18 protein-coding genes are annotated in these 19,321 nt (G+C 38.6%); 7 read left to right on the forward strand and 11 right to left on the reverse strand.

Features of this window, described 5'->3' with window-relative positions; genetic code table 11:
- Positions 1-60: 60 nt before the first annotated feature.
- The 3 genes from AC4CVF_RS15125 to AC4CVF_RS15135 are packed head-to-tail and all read right to left on the reverse strand — an operon-like array spanning position 61 to position 4,650.
- Positions 61-1,188 carry an NADH:flavin oxidoreductase/NADH oxidase gene (locus AC4CVF_RS15125; protein WP_419328057.1) on the reverse strand — a complete coding sequence of 376 codons (1,128 nt, stop codon included), beginning with the start codon at positions 1,186-1,188 and terminating at the stop codon, positions 61-63.
- Between the two features lie 19 nt (positions 1,189-1,207).
- A complete protein-coding gene (locus AC4CVF_RS15130) occupies positions 1,208-3,331 on the reverse strand; it encodes a TonB-dependent receptor domain-containing protein (protein ID WP_490789664.1) in 2,124 nt (707 codons plus the stop codon).
- Positions 3,332-3,351: 20 nt separating this feature from the next.
- Positions 3,352-4,650, reverse strand: coding sequence for a carbohydrate porin (locus tag AC4CVF_RS15135; protein WP_419359122.1), 1,299 nt, complete (start codon positions 4,648-4,650; stop codon positions 3,352-3,354).
- Between the two features lie 389 nt (positions 4,651-5,039).
- On the opposite strand from AC4CVF_RS15135, the gene mutM reads away from it, so the two are divergent.
- Positions 5,040-5,891 (forward strand): bifunctional DNA-formamidopyrimidine glycosylase/DNA-(apurinic or apyrimidinic site) lyase, encoded by an 852-nt coding sequence (mutM, locus tag AC4CVF_RS15140; RefSeq protein ID WP_490789665.1) that lies wholly within the window; start codon positions 5,040-5,042, stop codon positions 5,889-5,891.
- Positions 5,888-6,172, forward strand: a complete 285-nt coding sequence (locus AC4CVF_RS15145; RefSeq protein WP_004819160.1) for a peptidylprolyl isomerase — start codon at positions 5,888-5,890, stop codon at positions 6,170-6,172. The genes mutM and AC4CVF_RS15145 overlap by 4 nt, the downstream gene beginning before the upstream one ends.
- On the opposite strand, the gene AC4CVF_RS15150 is transcribed toward AC4CVF_RS15145, so the two are convergent.
- The 5 genes from AC4CVF_RS15150 to typA form a co-directional block, all read right to left on the reverse strand.
- Positions 6,169-6,624: a hypothetical protein gene (locus tag AC4CVF_RS15150; RefSeq protein WP_490789666.1), complete on the reverse strand. Its 456-nt coding sequence runs from the start codon at positions 6,622-6,624 to the stop codon at positions 6,169-6,171. The genes AC4CVF_RS15145 and AC4CVF_RS15150 overlap by 4 nt on opposite strands.
- A 29-nt stretch (positions 6,625-6,653) precedes the next feature.
- Positions 6,654-7,085, reverse strand: coding sequence for a hypothetical protein (locus AC4CVF_RS15155; protein ID WP_490789667.1), 432 nt, complete (start codon positions 7,083-7,085; stop codon positions 6,654-6,656).
- An 11-nt stretch (positions 7,086-7,096) separates the two neighbouring features.
- Positions 7,097-7,735, reverse strand: a complete 639-nt coding sequence (locus tag AC4CVF_RS15160) for a hypothetical protein (protein ID WP_490789668.1) — start codon at positions 7,733-7,735, stop codon at positions 7,097-7,099.
- Between the two features lie 141 nt (positions 7,736-7,876).
- Positions 7,877-8,308, reverse strand: a complete 432-nt coding sequence (mscL, locus tag AC4CVF_RS15165; RefSeq protein ID WP_004723003.1) for a large conductance mechanosensitive channel protein MscL — start codon at positions 8,306-8,308, stop codon at positions 7,877-7,879.
- A gap of 191 nt (positions 8,309-8,499) precedes the next feature.
- Positions 8,500-10,335 (reverse strand): translational GTPase TypA, encoded by a 1,836-nt coding sequence (gene typA, locus AC4CVF_RS15170; RefSeq protein WP_336953352.1) that lies wholly within the window; start codon positions 10,333-10,335, stop codon positions 8,500-8,502.
- 174 nt (positions 10,336-10,509) lie between these two features.
- Between typA and AC4CVF_RS15175 the strand changes: the two genes are divergently transcribed.
- The 4 genes from AC4CVF_RS15175 to AC4CVF_RS15190 all read left to right on the forward strand — a co-directional run bounded on the left by AC4CVF_RS15175 (position 10,510) and on the right by AC4CVF_RS15190 (position 16,053).
- Positions 10,510-11,883, forward strand: a complete 1,374-nt coding sequence (locus AC4CVF_RS15175; protein WP_004819155.1) for a uracil-xanthine permease family protein — start codon at positions 10,510-10,512, stop codon at positions 11,881-11,883.
- Positions 11,884-11,952: 69 nt separating this feature from the next.
- Positions 11,953-12,984 carry a methyltransferase gene (locus tag AC4CVF_RS15180; protein WP_490789669.1) on the forward strand — a complete coding sequence of 344 codons (1,032 nt, stop codon included), beginning with the start codon at positions 11,953-11,955 and terminating at the stop codon, positions 12,982-12,984.
- A gap of 2 nt (positions 12,985-12,986) precedes the next feature.
- Positions 12,987-14,453, forward strand: coding sequence for an amino acid permease (locus AC4CVF_RS15185; protein WP_419328062.1), 1,467 nt, complete (start codon positions 12,987-12,989; stop codon positions 14,451-14,453).
- A gap of 394 nt (positions 14,454-14,847) precedes the next feature.
- On the forward strand, positions 14,848-16,053 hold the full coding sequence (locus AC4CVF_RS15190; protein ID WP_336953356.1) for an RtcB family protein: 1,206 nt from the start codon (positions 14,848-14,850) through the stop codon (positions 16,051-16,053).
- 75 nt (positions 16,054-16,128) lie between these two features.
- Here AC4CVF_RS15190 and AC4CVF_RS15195 read toward each other — a convergent pair whose 3' ends face one another.
- From AC4CVF_RS15195 to omp38, 3 genes are all read right to left on the reverse strand, one after another.
- Positions 16,129-16,659: a cysteine peptidase family C39 domain-containing protein gene (locus AC4CVF_RS15195; RefSeq protein ID WP_336953357.1), complete on the reverse strand. Its 531-nt coding sequence runs from the start codon at positions 16,657-16,659 to the stop codon at positions 16,129-16,131.
- 75 nt (positions 16,660-16,734) lie between these two features.
- Positions 16,735-17,190 carry an OmpA family protein gene (locus AC4CVF_RS15200; protein WP_336953358.1) on the reverse strand — a complete coding sequence of 152 codons (456 nt, stop codon included), beginning with the start codon at positions 17,188-17,190 and terminating at the stop codon, positions 16,735-16,737.
- Positions 17,191-17,307: 117 nt separating this feature from the next.
- Positions 17,308-18,339, reverse strand: a complete 1,032-nt coding sequence (gene omp38, locus AC4CVF_RS15205) for an outer membrane protein Omp38 (protein ID WP_056514838.1) — start codon at positions 18,337-18,339, stop codon at positions 17,308-17,310.
- Positions 18,340-18,823: 484 nt separating this feature from the next.
- On the opposite strand from omp38, the gene AC4CVF_RS15210 reads away from it, so the two are divergent.
- Positions 18,824-19,246, forward strand: coding sequence for a GspH/FimT family protein (locus AC4CVF_RS15210; protein ID WP_419328063.1), 423 nt, complete (start codon positions 18,824-18,826; stop codon positions 19,244-19,246).
- The last annotated feature ends 75 nt before the right edge of the window (positions 19,247-19,321 follow it).

Consider the following 19,321-nt stretch of genomic DNA (forward strand, 5'->3'; position numbering starts at 1 on the left):
TATCTTTATTAAGTTTAAATACGTTTAAAGAATAATGAGTGAATCAAAACTGTTATGCCATCAATATGCTGAGAACAGATCTTTGATTCCATGCGGCTGACAACGTAAATATTGTGGTGCAATCGAGATTTTTGCACCCAATTTTGCTGCAGCATGCCAAGGCCAGCGTGGGTCATATAAAATCGCTCTTGCCAATGCAATTGCATCTGCTTCAGCATCTTGAAGAATCTGTTCAGCTTGCTCAGCTTCGGTAATTAAGCCCACTGTTATTACAGGAATATTCACCTGCTTTTTAATCGCATTTGCAAAAGGCACTTGGTAATTTGCAGCCACTTTAATATCTTGTTGAATATGCAATCCCGCAGAAGATACATGGATATAAGCAGCACCAAGTTGCGCTAAAGCTTTTGATAAGCCAATGCTTGATTCAACATTCCAGCTATTTTCTGCATCCATCCAGTCAGTTGCAGAAATACGTACACCTACAGGGTAGTCAGTTGGCACAACTGCTCGAATGGCTTGAAAAACTTCTAATGTAAAACGAATACGATTTTCAAAACTTCCACCATATTCATCAGTTCGCTGGTTAGACAGTGGTGACATAAATTGATGTAGTAAATACCCATGCGCCGCATGAATTTCAATCAATGAAAAACCAGCATCTACTGCACGAATCGCCGCTTGCGCAAAGTCTTGAATAATTGTTTTAATTTCATCAATGGTTAATTCATGCGGTGCAATATCATTCGGGCTAAAAGCAATACCGCTGGCTGATACAGTTTGCCATCCGTGTTCATGGTCAGGCGCAATCTGACCTTTCCCCTGCTTCACCAACCAAGGCTTTTCAGTCGAAGCTTTACGACCTGCATGCGCAAGCTGAATAGCAAAAGGTGTGGGAGCAATGCTTTTTACCTTATTGAGTAAAGCTTTGATTTGATCTCGTTGGGTATCATTCCAAAGTCCCACATCAGCATAACTGATCCGCCCTTCGGCTTGAACCGCTGTCGCCTCAATAATACATAAGCTCGCACCTGACAAAGCGTAACTTGCCCATTGTTGTTCATGCCAATAAGTCACTTCACCCTGATCTGTTGCTGAGTATTGACACATTGGTGCAATAATAATTTTATTGCTGAGGGAGAGTGAACCAAATTGAATAGATTCAAATAACTTTGGTTGAGCAGACATAAATTATTTTCCCAATGAATTAGAACTGTTTAGTGATACTGAGTCCTGCACTCCAGTTAATACCATCAGCAGGTTCAAAGAATCGACTATTACCATCATTTACAATGACTGAACCAACATAATTTTTATCGAATAAATTATCGACTCGAGCAAAACTATGCACTTTCCAATCATTGTTTTTCCAGATATAACCGACATTCATACTGGTTACTGTATAACTTGGTGCAGTATCTGTATTGAGATCGTCTACATAGATTTTATCCATATAACGAACATCTACACCTGCGTTAAAGCCCAGCTCAGGCAACCAACCGAAAGATACAAAGGCTTGATTTTTTGCAATACCAGGAATGTAATTGCCACTTTGGATGACTTTTTTAGGATCACTGTTGGGAATGTCTGCATCAAATGTAGCATCAAGCAAGCTATAACTAGCTTGAGCCGTTAAATTCTTCCACAGCTTTTTATTCCATGACAGCTCTACACCTTGGCGCAGTGTTTTATCTGCATTTTGATAGGTTGCACGTCCATTGAGTGTCCCCGCAGAAACGATATCATCTTGAGTATTACTTTGGAAAACTGCAGCAGTAAAATTACCTAGGCGATTTTGTGCTTTTAAACCAAGCTCATAGTTATCACTGGTTGAAGGTTTAAGCGCAAAATTAATCCCTGCCGTGCCTTGTGTTGGATAGGCCATTTCGGTAAAGGTTGGTGTTTCAAAGCCTTTAGCATAACTGAGATAACTGCTGATCTCAGGAGTAATTTCCCATGTCAAAGCAGCCGATGGAATCAATTTGTTATAATCGGTTTGACCACTATCATCGCCATTCAAACCAATAATATAGTGATCTTTTGACTCATAATGAACATTGCTATAGCGTAACCCTGTATCTAGACGTACAGTCGGCAAAAACTGCCAAGATGCCTGAAGATAAGGATCTAAATTCCATAAAGTATTTCGTTCATCACGGCGCAAGTTGCCTTTTACCCCATATTGGCCATTGGCATTAAAATTCTCATACCCTTGGCGGTCTTCATTCATTGCATCATAAGCCACGCCTACACTGATCCGTGTATTCGGTAATAAGTCTTTGCCAGTCCAACGTAAATCAGTGCCATAAAAGTCTCGTTCGAAATCAATCACCCCACCAGCATGACGTGGATTCTTTTGAGCAGAACTTGGAATGGACTGGTATTGAGTCACTTCACGATGACCAATATAAGCCATACTATAAAGCTCTTGATGATCATTCAGGGGCTTAGTCCAATTGATACCTGTTTGTGTTTGATTAATATCTTTACGAACGTCATAGATATTTTTACTGTCATTGACCTGTTTAGGATTTTGCTTCCATTGCTCGCGTGTCAAACCTTGTGGATCATCAGCGGAAATATCCACATGATTGATCAGCCAATTGATCTTAGAACCATCATCTAAGTCCCACGTGAGTTTGGCATTGCTCAACACTTTTCTTGCGGCACTGTGATCACGATAGCCATCAGTATCAAAATAAGAAGAACTGATCACATAGCTTGGTTCATTGGCTTTATCTGCACCACCTTGTAAGGTGATGTCAGCACGGCCTTTATTGTTACTTCCACCTGAATAACCTAACTCTACCGAATCACGGCCTGTTCCTTCTTTGGTCGTGGTGAGAATCGTGCCCCCAGAGGAGTTTCCATACAGTGATGAAAATGGCCCACCTAGCACTTCAATATGATCTAAACTCGTTAAATCAATATTTGAAGTTTGGCCTTGTCCGTCTGGCATCGTCGCAGGAATCCCATCGACATAAAGACGTATCCCACGGACTCCAAAAGTTGAGCGTGCGCCAAAACCGCGCATAGACAGTTGTAAGTCTTGGGCATAATTTTCACGATTATTGAGCTGTAACCCTGGGATTCCCTTGAGTGTTTCAGTGAGGTTTACCCCAATATTATTTTGATTTTGTTGTTGATCGACTCTATATACCGATGCCGGGGTATTTAATATGTTGGTATCAGAACGTGTAGCTTCAATTTTGATGGTTGGAAGTTGCTGAGTGGAATCTTGAGATTCCACTTCAGCATATAAGCTCTGTGTGATACATACCGTTAAGCAAAGTAGTGTTGTATTAATTTTTAGATGTTTCACTCTTTGCATAAAGGTGTCCTCGAGTTGTATTAAAAAATAATTTTAGACCCCAAGCCAACGACAAATGCATTGTCCACCTGATTGGTTGCACCAGGATGTACCACATACTGCACTAAAGGACGAAGCATGAACCATTTGGCAGGGTAATATGAGTAGTTCAACTCAACATTATACTCTGCATCTTCATTCAACTGTCTTAAATTTGTTCCTGAACGAGCACTATTCACATAGTTAGTATACCGATCGTTCAAATGTACTCGATTTACAGCTAGACCTAGAATATCGTTTGGTTGACTATCAAACAGACCATAGTATTTTAGACCAAGTTGCTGTGAATCATTTACGGCTGTCGTCGTACGATCATGAATGGTGAAGTTACCAAAACTGTGTAAACCACGTTTTCCTATCCCAGTTGAAGTCAACTGCTGTTCAAACGCAAACCAACCGCCGTATGTACGATCTTCAGCCTTAGTTCCTGCTTTATAAGCAACATCGTACTGATTTTGAGCCTCATCAGCAGTATTGTAAAGCGTACCAATACGATAACTGCCTGGTAAATCATTCACACCCTGCTTAGGTGACCACACCACTTCAGAAAGAATATTTACACCATCGGCATGCTTTGTATCCAAATTCCAGCCTTGTCGCTCTAAAGCATTATCAGGGTTGTATTCAAACACCCCCACTTGTGCAAATAGTTCAGGATTGATGTGATATTTTAAGCGTGCGCCCCATTGTGAGACTGGTGTGTTATACCAAAGCTTACCTTGCCATTTCCCCATCTGTGCTGCACAAAATGCATTGCCTTGGAAATCACAAGCCATGGTATTGAATTCAGTACCTAAACCCATACGACCTAAACGCAGGCTTAGTCCTTGATCCTTAAAATTCTTTTCTATATATAATTCGCTGAGACGGCTCCCCGAATTACCACGGCCCCAATTGGCTTGCGAGTTTGCCCACTGAGGTGCATCTGGTGCTTGGATACCTCTGAGTGAAGTACTTTCACCTTGACGTGCTGTAACTAAAGCACGAATAGTCACATCATTCCAACCCGCCAGCTTCCCCATATCTAAAGTTGTACCCAGTCCGAATTGTGTCGCAAATGTTGGCGCTTGGTGCGCATCATAACCACCCTCAGCGAGATATGAACTGTCCATGGCAATCGTGCCATCAAATTTGATTCCCTTTTCTGCAAATTCAGTCCGACTCCCATTCCAGTCACCCGTCATGGTCGAGCCATGTAAATTAAACGCATCTTCAGCTGAGGCAAAAGACATTATGCTATATACAGAGATTGCCAATAAAGGATAAGCAATTTTTTTCATGGGAAAGCCTAATCAGGAACAAAACGAATAAAGATAAACCAGCCAACTCTCAATCACTTTAACTGTCTAAATTTAATAGAAAGTTCCAGCTTTAAAATGACTATTTTTCCTGAAATATCGAGATAAAAAGAATTATTTCAGCAAACAATTCACTAGAAATTTACACATTTTTTTACATATAACTATCAGATATTTTTTATCAATTGGAAAACTTTATTTTATTAATAAACTTTATATTATATAACAATGGCTTAGGAATAACATTTCAATCTTATTCAACGATCATCTCTATAATTTCAACCTAAAGTCGTAGGCTCAACAGAACCGCCCTTTAATGCAATCCAATTCTTGCATACAATATTCAGTCCTCACACCAATGTGACAAGTGCATGCCTGAATTACCAGAAGTTGAAACAACAAAAAACAGTTTACTCCCCCTGATTGACCAGAAAGTTCTTCATGTTCAAGTACGTGAGTCACGGTTACGCTGGCCAATTCCCGAAGATATTCAACGACTTCAAGGTCAGAAACTCGTTCGCTTAACACGTCGTTCAAAATATATTTTGGCAGAGTTTGAAACCCATAGCATGTTATGGCACTTGGGTATGTCAGGGAGTTTTAGAATCTGTGATGAACATGAAGCGCTTAGAAAGCATGACCATCTGATCATTCAATTTGAAGACACACAGCTGCGCTATCATGATCCCCGACGCTTTGGTTGTATCATTTGGCTGAATGAGGAAAGCCAAACAAAATTGATTGATACTTTAGGGCCTGAACCATTGAGTGATGAATTTCATGCCGAATATTTAGCAGAAAAGTTTAAAAATAAAAATGTCGGCACAAAAGTTGCAATCATGGATAATCATATTGTTGTGGGTGTAGGTAATATTTACGCAACTGAAAGCTTATTTAATTTAGGGATTCACCCTGCACAGCCTGCTTCGAGTTTGACGAAAGCGCAAATTCAAAAATTGGTCATCGAAATTAAACGAATTTTAAAGCAAGCGATTGATTTGGGTGGGTCAACCTTAAGAGACTATAGCAATGCCATGGGTGAGAATGGCTACTTTCAGCAGACCTTATTGGCTTATGGACGTGCGGGTGAGATGTGCATTAACTGTGAAACCACTTTAGAAAATTTAAAGTTAGGACAAAGAGCCAGTGTGTTTTGCCCACAATGCCAGCCATTAAAGATCGCGAAGAGCATCCCCCAAAAACCACGAGGAAAAAGTAAATGAAAACTGCAATCGTTCGACATATTCTCGTCAAAGATAAGGACTTGGCAGAACAACTTAAGAAGAAGATTCATGATGGTGCTGATTTTGCCAAAGTGGCCAAACAGCATTCCACATGTAATTCAGCAAAACGTGGTGGTGAACTGGGTGAAGTGAAAAAAGGACAGCTTGTTCCTGTGATTGATAAACTTGTATTTACCGCTGCTGAACGTGTACTCCATGGCCCAGTAAAAAGCCAATTCGGCTTTCACTTGGTTGAGATTAAATTTCGCATGGATTTTTAGTTTAAAGATTTACATTCTTGGTATGAAGTTGAAATGATATCCCCTTGTCTGGCAATTCCCATACTCGCACCTCGCTCAAAACTCATCCATGCCTTAGTAAGGGGCTGACTCGGTTGATTTATGTATCCATACAATCCTTTTCCTTGCCCTTGAATAATACAGATTGGCTGATTCATAAATAACTTCTGAGTATTTCCACTTAGAATTTGAACTGTTTGCTCTATTACTGTTTCGGAATCATCATTTCGCTCTAATGACTTAGAAATGTCTTCCGCAGACTTTATTGTCAAATGCAAAGGTTGCTCAAACACAAGCGCTTTAAAGCGTTCAGGTAATGCTTGATAAGATGGTGATGGTTCTTCATCACCTTTATAATGATGATAATCCTGAATATGACAATGAATCTTCTTAAATTGTGAACGTGCACTTCCCATCGTTTGTGACCATGACATTGAACTGGCTACATCCTCAATATCTTTAATTAAAAATGCACTCTGAGCGTTTTGCAAATATATAAAGTTTTCAAAATCTGCACTTTGATTTGCCAAGGGTCTGACTTATTCAATTTTTCCGTTTTTAAAATGATTTGGTCATTTCGTTTTATATATTGACCCGTTTGCAATTCAATATCTGAAACTTCATCTATAGGAGAGTACTTGACATCATCAAAGCTTAATATTTCAAATCTGTTGTTTTTTATTCCAATAAAGGTATATAAACCAAATGCATAGCGACCAAAATAAATCCCTTGAACCTGATCATTAGAATCATATTGTTCACATATCGAGATCACTTGAGGGCGTATTTCTGGGCTGAACTGCTTAATAAAATTTTCATCAACTTTAACTTGGGCTTGGCATCCATAGATTAGAAAACTCGCCAAAACAATAAAAATCTGAGCTGTTCTAGTCACTTTAAACCATCCTATATTTTTGAATCAATTTGCTCAGGTTTAAACTCATGGATAAACTTCGCATAATCATCAATATATGATCTAAATGCTTCTTCGCGAGTGGTAAAGTAAAATATTTCATTACCATTTCTAACGATGGTTTCAGGAGATTTACCATTACAGTAACCCCCAGCTGAATAGACAGCAGACTTAAGCATTTGAAAACTTTGCTCAGCAAGCTGTTCATCCTTAAAAGCAAAAACCAGCAAAACAAAATCTGGGCGATATTGTTTTTCATCACCTAACTTAACTTTACTGATTGCCTTATAAGAGCGGATGCCCTCACCTTTTACTTGAATCACCCTATTCAGAGAACAATCATTTTCAGACCAAGAGCTACCACTGTCTTTTTCTATAAACTCAAAATTGGCTTTTAATAAACGTGTTTGTAGTGCCAACAGTAATGTTTCATTTTTATCTACCGAGTCGGTTTCTATAGTGACGTAGCGGGTATCTTCATTTGGCATTTCATTAAAAGTTAAACCACTAGCAGGTCGGCTTTGGTGCGCTTGCGTAGATGTTGGAGTATCAGCGGATTGCTGCTCTTTTGGATGCTCTGAACATGCATACAAACTGATAAGTATTGCCATAATCCCTATGTTTTTTTTCATCAGCCCCATCTCTATTTTCTTGCTTGCATAAAAAACGGTACTAGATCGTACCGTTTCATTCAACTCTTTTACAATGATTTAATAGCTTTATCAGGCTTTAGACATATTAAAATACTGTAATTTGAATCAATTGGATGAAGATTAAGCTTCAGGGCGTTTCTTTAATTCATCACGAATTTCACGCAGTAATGCAATATCTTCTGGTGTAGCAGCAGGCGCTTCTTCAGCAGGTTTACGAATTTTATTGAGGAATTTAACCAACAAGAAAACCACCCACATTAAGATCAGGAAGTTCAATACAATTGTGATGAAATTACCATAGGTTAGTACGTTAATCCCAGCTTTGGTCAATTCATCCAATGATGAAAGGTTATTTGGGTTATCGCCCAGTACGACAAATTTTTGAGTAAAATCAACACCACCACCCGTAATCACTGTGATTAAAGGCATAATCACGTCTTTCACTAATGAGTCGATAATTTTATTGAAAGCACCACCAATGATGACACCAATTGCCAAATCCATCATATTGCCTTTAATGGCAAATTCTCTGAACTCTGAAAGAATACTCATACTTTAACTCCACGCCGATTTTGCGTATTTTTTATGTGACGAAGTATACATTATGTTTCAACATATATTTCCGCCTAATTTACTCGCTTTTTATTAAAAACCAATATCCTTTTACATTTATATAAAAAAACCGCAATTTATTAAAAAATTGCGGTTTTTTCTAGAAATTAAATTATTTCCAGTTTGAACGCTTAGCCACGTGAAGCACGTTTACGTTCATTTTCAGTTAAGAATTTTTTACGAATACGAACTGATTTAGGTGTTACTTCAACTAATTCGTCATCTTCAATAAATTCTAATGCTTGTTCAAGCGTGAATTTAATTGCAGGTGTTAACGTTAACGCTTCATCTGTACCAGATGCACGCATATTAGTTAACTGTTTCGCTTTCGTTGGGTTCACAGTCATGTCGTCTGAACGAGAGTTCATACCCACGATCATACCTTCATAAACTTCTAACTGTGGTTCAGCAAATAGACGACCACGGTCTTGTAAAGTGAACAATGCAAACGCTAAGCAAGTACCGTTAACCATTGAGATCAACACACCGTTTTGACGTTTCGCAACTGCACCTTGTTTAGCAGGCCCATAATGCGAGAAGCTAGAAGTCATGATACCAGTACCAGAGGTAATGGTTAAGAATTCAGAACGGAAACCAATCAAACCACGTGATGGAACAGTTGCTTCAATACGGATACGGCCTTTACCGTCAACTTCCATATTGGTCAACTCACCTTTACGGTTACCCATTTGTTCCATAACAGAACCTTGATGTTGTTCTTCAACATCAAAAGTAACGTTTTCGTATGGTTCTTGAGTTTCGCCATCCACTTCTTTCATGATCACTTGCGGACGAGAAACACCCATCTCGAAGCCTTCACGACGCATTGTTTCAATCAATACTGAAAGGTGAAGTTCACCACGACCAGAAACTTTGAAACGGTCTGGACTGTCAGTATCTTCAACACGTAAAGCAACGTTATGAATCAATTCGCGATCTAAACGCTCACGGATATTACGTGAAGTTACAAATTTACCTTCTTTACCAGCAAACGGTGAATTGTTTACTTGGAACGTCATCGAAACTGTAGGTTCATCTACAGACAATGCAGGTAATGCTTCAACATTTTTAGGATCACAGATTGTGTCAGAAATGTTCAATGCATCTAAACCAGTGATACATACGATATCACCCGCTTGAGCAGAATCTACATCTACACGCTCTAAACCATGGTAACCCATAATTTTCAAGATACGACCATTACGTGTCTTGCCATCTTTATCGATCACAGTCACTGGTGTATTGGTTTTTACTGAACCACGTTGAATACGGCCAACACCAATTACACCCACGAAACTATTATAGTCAAGTGATGAAATTTGCATTTGGAATGGACCATCAATATCAACTGCTGGTGGTTCAACGATATCTACGATTGTTTCAAACAACGGTGTCATATCTTCAGCTAATTCTTCAGGAGAAGGACCAGCAACACCACGTAAGCCAGAAGCATATACGATTGGGAAGTCTAACTGTTCATCACTACCGCCTAAGTTATCGAACAAATCAAATACTTGATCGATAACCCAGTCTGGACGAGCGCTTGGCTTATCTACTTTGTTGATGATAACAATTGGCTTCAAACCACGAGCAAACGCTTTTTGTGTTACAAAGCGAGTTTGTGGCATTGGGCCTTCTTGTGAATCGACAAGAAGAAGTACGCAGTCAACCATAGACATTACACGTTCTACTTCACCACCAAAGTCAGCATGTCCTGGGGTGTCGACGATGTTGATGCGGTATTCAGTATTTGTACGCTTGTCTAACCATTTGATCGCAGTGTTTTTTGCAAGAATGGTAATACCGCGTTCAGACTCAAGCGCATTCGAATCCATAACACGCTCAATCTCACCCGCGCGGTCACCGAGTGCACCTGATTGTTGTAAAAGTTTGTCGACAAGAGTCGTTTTACCATGGTCGACGTGCGCGATGATGGCAATATTACGGAGAGTTTTAATATCAGACATGTAAATTCGATACGCTTTAAATTTGAGGGCAAATTATACAGAAAAATCTTAACTTTTAGTAGTGACAGTTTATTGACAGTTACAAGTTTTTTTCACAACAGCAGGCTTTTTATTTTGTAATAGTGTGTAAAGCGATTAGAATAGCGCCATCTTGCCACTTCCAATTGCTGTGCCATGTCCAATTCTAACCCCTCTCCCAATCAGAAACAGGCTCAAATCGATCTTGTTTATGGTCTAGATGATCGCCCAAAACCACTCATCGCTTTTTTTGCGGCTTTGCAACATTTACTTGCGATTATTGTTCCAATTGTAACACCCGGTTTACTGATTTGTTTAGCTTTAGGTGTTTCTCCTCAAGATACCAATATGATTCTTTCCATGTCATTGGTGATTTCTGGAGTGGCAACATTCTTACAATGTAAAAAAATTGGACCATTTGGTGCAGGGCTACTGATTGTTCAAGGTACAAGTTTTAACTTTATTGGTCCAATGATTGGGATTGGTTCTGCCATGGTTGCTGCCGGCACACCAGTAGAAGCAGTTATGGCATCTATTTTTGGTGTGGTCATTGCAGGCTCATTTATTGAAATGGGTGTTTCTCGTATTTTACCTTGGGTAAAAAAGTTGATCACACCATTGGTTACAGGAATTGTGGTGCTGTTAATTGGTTTAACCTTAATTAAAGAAGGCTTAATCAGCATGGGCGGTGGCTACCAAGCCATGGAAAGTCATACGTTTGCCAGTGCCGACAATCTCATTATGTCATGTACAGTGTTGGCAATTATCGTTCTTCTCAATCGCTTCAAAGTAGTTTGGGTGAAAAGTTCTGCAATTCTCATTGCTTTAGTGATCGGCTATATTCTTGCGGGCTTTATGGGCTATTTGGATTTTTCTGGTTTAAAAGATGCCCCATTGATTCAAATTCCGACACCAATGCATTTTGGAATTAGCTTCTCATGGAGCTTATTTATTCCTATGGCGTTTATTTATCTTGTCACGTCATTAGAAGCAATTGGCGATGTCACCGCAACCTCTAAAATTTCAAATCAGCCTGTAGATGGCCCAGTGTGGATGGAACGAATTAAAGGTGGTGTATTGGTCAATGGTGCCAACTCTTTCCTTGCAGGGATCTTCAACACATTCCCAAGTTCTGTCTTTGCACAAAATAATGGTGTAATTCAGTTGACGGGTGTTGCAAGTCGTTTTGTTGGGATTTGGATTGCAATCCTGCTTATCATTCTGGGGTTATTCCCTGCTGTGGCTGGTATCATTCAGGCGGTACCGCAAGCGGTACTGGGCGGTGCGGTTATGGTAATGTTTGGTGCAGTTGCTGCTTCAGGCATTAACATTTTATCGGGAATTCAACTAGACCGTCGTGCACTACTAATTATTGCTATCTCTTTGGGTCTCGGCCTAGGGGTTGCGCAAGTTCCTCAAATTTTGGAACATTTGCCAGAATTACCGCGTAATATTTTTAGTTCTGGTGTCGCAACTGGCGGACTCGCTGCATTAATTTTGAATTTAGTTTTACCCGAAACTAAAAAATAATAAATCTATTCTTTATAATGCCCAGCTTAGACTGGGCATTGCGCTAATTTTTATTGATGGATGGTGAATATGGAGCCAAAAAGCGAAGTTGTCATTCGACAGCATGACTACCTTTCTGGACGCGTGCTATTTGTAAATGCAGCAAAGGATGATCTACTTTCAAATTTAGCTCATAACATCGAAGCAAGCATTTGGACTTGGAATTACAATGAGTTTCAATATTTTCAGAATCAGCAGGCAAAGGTACATTTTGGTACTGACCTGCCAGAAGCTGAATTTGATCAGGCTGTTGTTTTTGTTCCAAAATCAAAAGAGCTACTCAATTATATCTTGCACAATTTAGTCAGTCGTTTAGCCGTTGGCGCTTCGATTTTCTTGGTTGGAGAGAAAAAAGGTGGGGTAGAACGTGCTGCAAAACAACTCCAGCCTTATGGTCAAGCCATCAAGCTTGATAGCGCACGTCATTGTCAAATGTGGCAACTCACCACAGATAAAACTGTAACTGCAAAGCCATTAGCAGAATGGGCGCAAGTCTATAATGTTCCAACACCTGCTGGAGAACTTAGCATTTGTGCACTCCCTGGTGTGTTTAGCCAAAATCGTCTCGATATTGGAACTGGGGTTCTTTTACCTTATCTCAAGCAGGTCACTTCTGGAAAAATTGCAGACTTTGGCTGTGGTGCTGGCGTCATCAGTGCTTATCTCAGTAAACTTAATCCGAAAAATCGCATTTTTGCTTTAGATGTCGATGCTTTTGCTTTAGCATCAACACGAATGACCTTTGAAAAAAATAATTTACCTTTAGAACAACTTGAAATAAAAGCAGTCACAGGGATTGAGGATGCACCATTGTTCTTACATGCGATTGTGAGTAATCCTCCATTTCACCAAGGTATTCAAACAGATTACAATGCCAGTGAAACGTTATGTAAAACTGCTAGACGACATTTAAAATCAGGTGGTGAATTATGGATTGTGGCAAACCGCTTCCTAAATTACCCATTACTCATTGAGCAGAGTTTTAGTCAATGTACGACTAAAGCAGATCAACAAGGCTTTAAAGTGCTGTTCGCCAACACTCAAAAAAGTAGTAAGGAATAACGATGAGCGAAACAGATCATCCCCAACAACTCCAGCGGAAGCTAGGAGCACGACATTTAAACATGATCGCCATTGGCGGTTCTATTGGTACAGGGTTATTCCTTGCTTCTGGTCAAACGATTGCCACAGCTGGTCCTGGTGGTGCATTACTTGCTTATGTTCTGATTGGTATCATGATTTATTTCTTGATGACCAGTTTAGGTGAACTTGCAACCCATAATCCAACATCAGGTGCATTCTTTACCTATGGTAATAAATATGTAGAAGAAGGTTTTGGTTTCGCACTGGGCTGGAACTACTGGTATAACTGGGCCATTACTGTTGCATTTGAATTGGTTGCCGTTCAATTCATCATGAAATTTTGGTTTCCCGATATCCCTGGATTTTGGTGGAGTGCGCTATTCCTTGCGATTATCTTCTTTATCAATGCATTAACTGTAAAAGGTTTTGGTGAAAGTGAATTTTTATTTTCACTGGTTAAAGTGATTGCCATCATCTTCTTTATTGTCATTGGCTTATTCATGATTGGTAAAATCATGTTAGATCCAACAGATTCAATTAGCAAAAATTGGACTGTTGGTGAAGCGCCATTTGTCGGTGGTTTTCAAGCCTTAGTCGGTGTGGCAATGATCGCTGGATTCTCTTTCCAAGGAACAGAGATGGTAGGCGTTGCAGCGGGTGAATCTAAAGATCCGAAAAAAACCATCCCTATCGCCATTAAACAAATCTTTTGGCGTATTCTTTTATTTTATATCTTGTGTATCTTTATTATTGGTACATTGGTTGCGTATACAGATCCAAACCTTGCACTTGCTGCGGAAGGTGATGGAAACATTACCCTGTCACCATTTACCCTGTTATATGAAAAAGCAGGTTTAGCATTTGCAGCGGGCTTAATGAATGCCGTGATTTTGACTGCAATTATGTCTGCTGGTAACTCAGGTATGTATTCATCAACACGTATGTTGTTCGATATGGCACGTGAAGGTAAAGCACCACGAGTTTTCTCTAAACTCGATCTTCGCGGTGTACCCATGAATGCACTGTATGCAACCACTGCAATTGCAGCACTGTGCTTCTTAACCACCTTTATTGGTGAAAGTGTCGTGTTTACATGGTTGTTAAACATGTCAGGTATGTGCGGATTTATTGTCTGGTTAGGTATCGCAATCTCACATTATCGCTTCCGTAAAGGCTATTTAGCACAAGGTTATAAACTTGAAGATTTAGCTTATCGTGCAAAATTCTTTCCTTTTGGTCCGTGGTTTGCATTTGTTCTTTGTGCCATTATTATTCTTGGTCAAAATGCAGAAGCTGTGCTTGATGGAAAATGGATGAGTGTATTGTCTACTTATATTAGTATTCCCTTGTTCCTTGTTATTTGGCTTGGTTATAAATGGAAACACAAATCCAAATTGATTGCTTATGATCAAATGGATGTACAACCGATTCAAGTCGAAAAAGAGTAAATCATTTGATATGAATAAAGCAGCTTTTTAGCTGCTTTATTATTTTTACATAAGTAATTCCACCTGAATTAAAAATTAATTTACTATGTTTTATTGACAAAGTTTTTTTTATTTATAGAATGATGCCCATTGGATAGTGTTCAATCAGAATTTTCACCCTTGATTTTAAATCAAAAAATATAGGAGTACGACATGCATCAATTTGAGAAAACTTTAAAGTAAGATTAAGCAGTCGTCTACTCACGGGCACTGAATTAATCAAAGTGTCCGAATGTCAGTCAAACCTAGCATTCGCTAGGTTTTTTTATTGTCTTTAAAATCTGAATAGATCATTGCTTTGACAATAGAATTTTAACCACCTTCGGACAATAAAAAATTTGCTTCGAGAAAAAAAATGAGCATACAAATGATTTTAAACGCCAAAGCAGAATATGGCGTTCCTGTAAAAATTTATACAAAAGATGTGGATGAAGAAAGCTTAACGCAACTGCGAAAAATGGCACAATTACAATTTATTCATTCGCATATCGCAGTCATGCCAGATGTACATTTAGGTAAAGGTGCAACAGTGGGAAGTGTTATTCCAACCAAGAATGCCATCATTCCTGCTGCGGTTGGCGTGGATATCGGTTGCGGTATGAATGCATTAAGACTTAGTCTAAAAGCATCCCAGCTGCCCGATAATTTAAGTACTTTACGCAATGCTATTGAAAGAAAAGTACCTGTCGGCTTTGAAATGCACAAACAAATCAAAGCCAAGGCTTCTACACTTTCACCCTTAGATAAAAAGCTCCAGCGAATTACAGATAAACACCCTGCTTTAAAACGTATGTTGCGCAGTTTTGATGTTACATGGCAAAAGCAACTCGGTACCCTAGGTGGTGGTAATCACTTTATTGAATTGTGTTTTGATGAAAATGAAGATATCTGGATCATGCTACATTCAGGTAGTCGTGGCTTAGGGAATGTGATTGGTACTTACTTTATCGAACGTGCCAAGAAAGAAGCGCAGCATCGTTTTGGTCACGTGCCTGATAAAGACTTGAGCTACTTTGCAGAAGGATCAACGAATTTCGATGATTATGTGGAAGCTGTAGAATGGGCACAAGAATATGCTTTTGAAAACCGACGTGAGATGATGCGTTTAATTTTAGAAGCGATCCGCCCTTTATTACCAAGTTTTCAAATGACCAAAGAAGCGATTAATTGTCATCATAATTATGTACAGAAAGAACTTCACTTTGGTGAAGATGTCTTTGTTACACGTAAAGGTGCAATTCGTGCAGGGCTCGATGAATATGGGATTATCCCCGGTTCAATGGGCGCGCAATCTTTTATTGTTAAAGGCAAAGGTAATCCAGATTCGTTTTGTTCATGCTCACATGGCGCAGGACGTAAAATGAGTCGCTCTAAAGCCAAGCATTTGTTTAATCAGCAAGATTTAATTGCACAAACAGCAGGCATTGAGTGCCGTAAAGATAAAGGTGTGGTTGATGAGATTCCAAGTGCCTACAAGGATATTCATCAAGTTATGGCCAATCAAAATGATTTGATTGATGTGGTCCATACACTAAAACAAGTATTGTGTATTAAAGGCTAAAGCCGAAATAGCCCTCAATTTTTATCACAAATCTCAGTAAATTTCGATTTACTGAGATTCACATTTTTAATTGGATTAACAATAACGTACAGGTGGAATATCGGGATAAATTACAATCACTTGCTGACAGATTCCCTCAGCTAGCCGTTGTTGCTCAAAGACCGCTTTCGGCATGGCTTCAAAATTATCATAGAAACAAATTTCCTGATCATTTATCGAATAAACCAACGAATGATTTCCAATGCCTTCTAAAGTGTCATAAAAAACAATGATATTGCACCCTTGTTCAGTATAGTCTTGAATTTCTTCATAGCTTAGCGCTGGACTGATCTGCAACTCTAACCTTTTCGCGTCTTGATAACGGACTATTTCTTTTTCATGAATATTTGAGTCTTCATCTGTATAAAAAGCGAGATCAAAACCTAATTTTTTCAACCCAACAGCTAAGCCAATCGTAAAAGTACCATCTTCTGCATCGTGATGACAAAGTTTAACCAGCTGTTGAGTATCTAACTGAATTGAGTAATTTTGCAATAACATCCAAACAGCAAAAATACCGCAATTTGATTCTAGGTCTAATAAGGCTTTAGGCAGTTGTACACTCATTCAATTTTCAAACTTGTAGAAATCACAATCAACAATTATAACGTTATAAGATTGAATTATGATGCTTTATCAAAATTACTTAATTTTTAAAGTCACTGTTACCCGTCTATTTTTTACTCGACCTTCTGCCGTTTTATTATCAGCAATTGGCTTTATTGGTCCTAAACCAAGTGTAATCAATTGCTCTGGATTCACTTGATATTCATTTAATAGAAAATCTTTCACAATATTTGCGCGTGTTAACGATACTTTATTATTTGTAGCCAAAGAGCCTGTACTGTCTGTATGACCTTCAATGTAGAGAACAAAATTTTTATTGTCTTTCAATAATTTTGAAGCAACAGACAAAGCGGGTTTATACTCAGCTTCAATATCTATCGATTTCGGTTGAAAATATATAGACAGCCCATTTTTCAATGACTTCACTTCATTTGGATATTGTTTTTGGATTGAGACACGATTTGGATTTATTGATGTCGACGTACAGGCATTTAATGCCATGAGTACCAGTCCTAAAATGATATATTTCATCGTTAACCTGTAATTATTAATTTCTGATTCAGTTTTATTTAAATATTCTATAATTATAAGGACTTTAAATAAAAAAGCGACTCAATTGAGTCGCTTTTTTATTCACTAAATAAAGGATTATTTAGTTACAGTACGGCTACCAGTGATTGTCGCGAATACACGACGGTTCATAGCACGACCTTCTTTAGTTTTGTTGTCAGCAATCGGTTGATCCCAAGCGAAACCTTGAGTAGACAAACGAGATGCATCAATGTTGTACTCGCTTACAAGCGCTGATTTAACAGAGTTAGCACGAGCTAAAGATAAACGTTCGTTTAACTTACGTGGACCAGTGTTATCTGTATGACCTTCAATACGAGCAGTCGCATTCGGGAATGTAGTTAACGCATCAGCAACTTTAGCAACTTCTGGCTTGTATTGATCTTTGATGTTTGATTTGTTTGTATCAAAGAACACACGAAGTTCCATGTTCAAATCTTCAGTAAGAACTTGTGGAGCTGGTTCAACTGGAGTTGGAGCAACTGGAACCACTGGAGCAACTTCTACTACAGGAGCAGCAGGCTTCAAGTGACCACCAAGAACTACGTTAAGACCTGCAAGAGCAGTATAGTTCCAGAATTTTTCGTCAAAGTTATAAGTACCACGAGCTTCAGTACGAAGAGATAAAGCATCGTTTAAGCGCCAGAAAGCACCAACACCAGCATTACCTAAAGTACCTTCTTCGTTGTTATGGTAAGACATGTCATCAAGTTTATACTTGTAATGACCAGCACCTAACAATACATACGGTTTGATTTTACTGTCATAGTTTTTAGTGATCAAATCAGAAGTAGCATAAAAGTTACCGTTGATTTGAGTTTGCTTGTATTCAGAACCAGCTACGCCAGTACCGTCAAGGTCACCTTTAACTTGGTTATATTCAGCTTCAAAACCTAACCATGGAGTAAGTTCTACACCAAGTGCAGCACCAACGAATAAATCGTCTTGTAATTCAGGGCCGTTAGTTAACTCGCCTTTATCACCACCATTGTTGTGTTGAGAGTCTTGGAAAGTGTAACCAAGTAGTAAAGGTGTAACAGTTACACCAGCATTAGCAGCAGCGAATGGAGCAGCAACAAGCATAGCAAGTGCGATACGACTCAATTTCATGGATATCCTCCAGAGATAACAATTGTTGTTCAAGCTTAGCCTAAAATTTATTGGCTATCCTGAGATAAATTTTAATACCCCAGTATTATTTTTAAGCTACTCACGTTGAATCATACAAACACTTGAGGCTTTTTCCAAGTGCTTGATAACTTTAATCAAGTAAATTATTGACAAAATTACTTACAATTTCCGTTGTAATTCGGTAACATTTTACTCAATTTTTTTGCGTGGATCGCTTATCTTTTTGCTACATGCATTTTAGCAGTAAAAGAAACCGATAGTAATAAATATTTTACTACGTTAACATTTCAATTAAATTTAATAGAAAAATCATTATTTTTCAAATAAAAAACAAGACTTAACAGAAGACCTAATGATGTATTTTTATTGTAAAGAGCAAGGTCTTACCTTATTCGAACTAATTACCATAATCTGTATTATTGCAATTATCAGCTTAATCTGCTTACCGCATTATCATAATTGGATGCAGAAACAAGAGATTAGGGCTGTTTCAGCACAAATACAGCAACATGTTTCTTATGCAAGAAGTCAAGCTTTGGTCCGACATACAACTGTGGTCATTTGTTCATCTGAAGATTTAATTCAATGTGAAAAAGATAAATGGAATAAAGGATTACTTATTTTTACAGATAAAAATAAAAATAAACAGATTGATGCTGGAGACCACATACTCCTAAAAACTGAAAATAAAATTAAATATGGCACACTGAGCTGGATTGGAAGTGCAAGCAGTAGAGATGCGTTAACTTTACAAGGTGATACTGGCCTACCCAGAGGTTCACCTGGAAGTTTCTATTATTGCAGTCAATATGATGTCGAAAATAATAAACGATACAAAATCGGACGAATGGGAGCTATAAATTTAGGACCACGACCCGAATGTTAAAAACTGTTCTCTACGGTCAGCATATATTCAATACCTAGACTTTATTCTTACACTATTTTTTATATACTGCTTAGG

Source organism: Acinetobacter sp. LipI_19 (assembly GCF_058242925.1).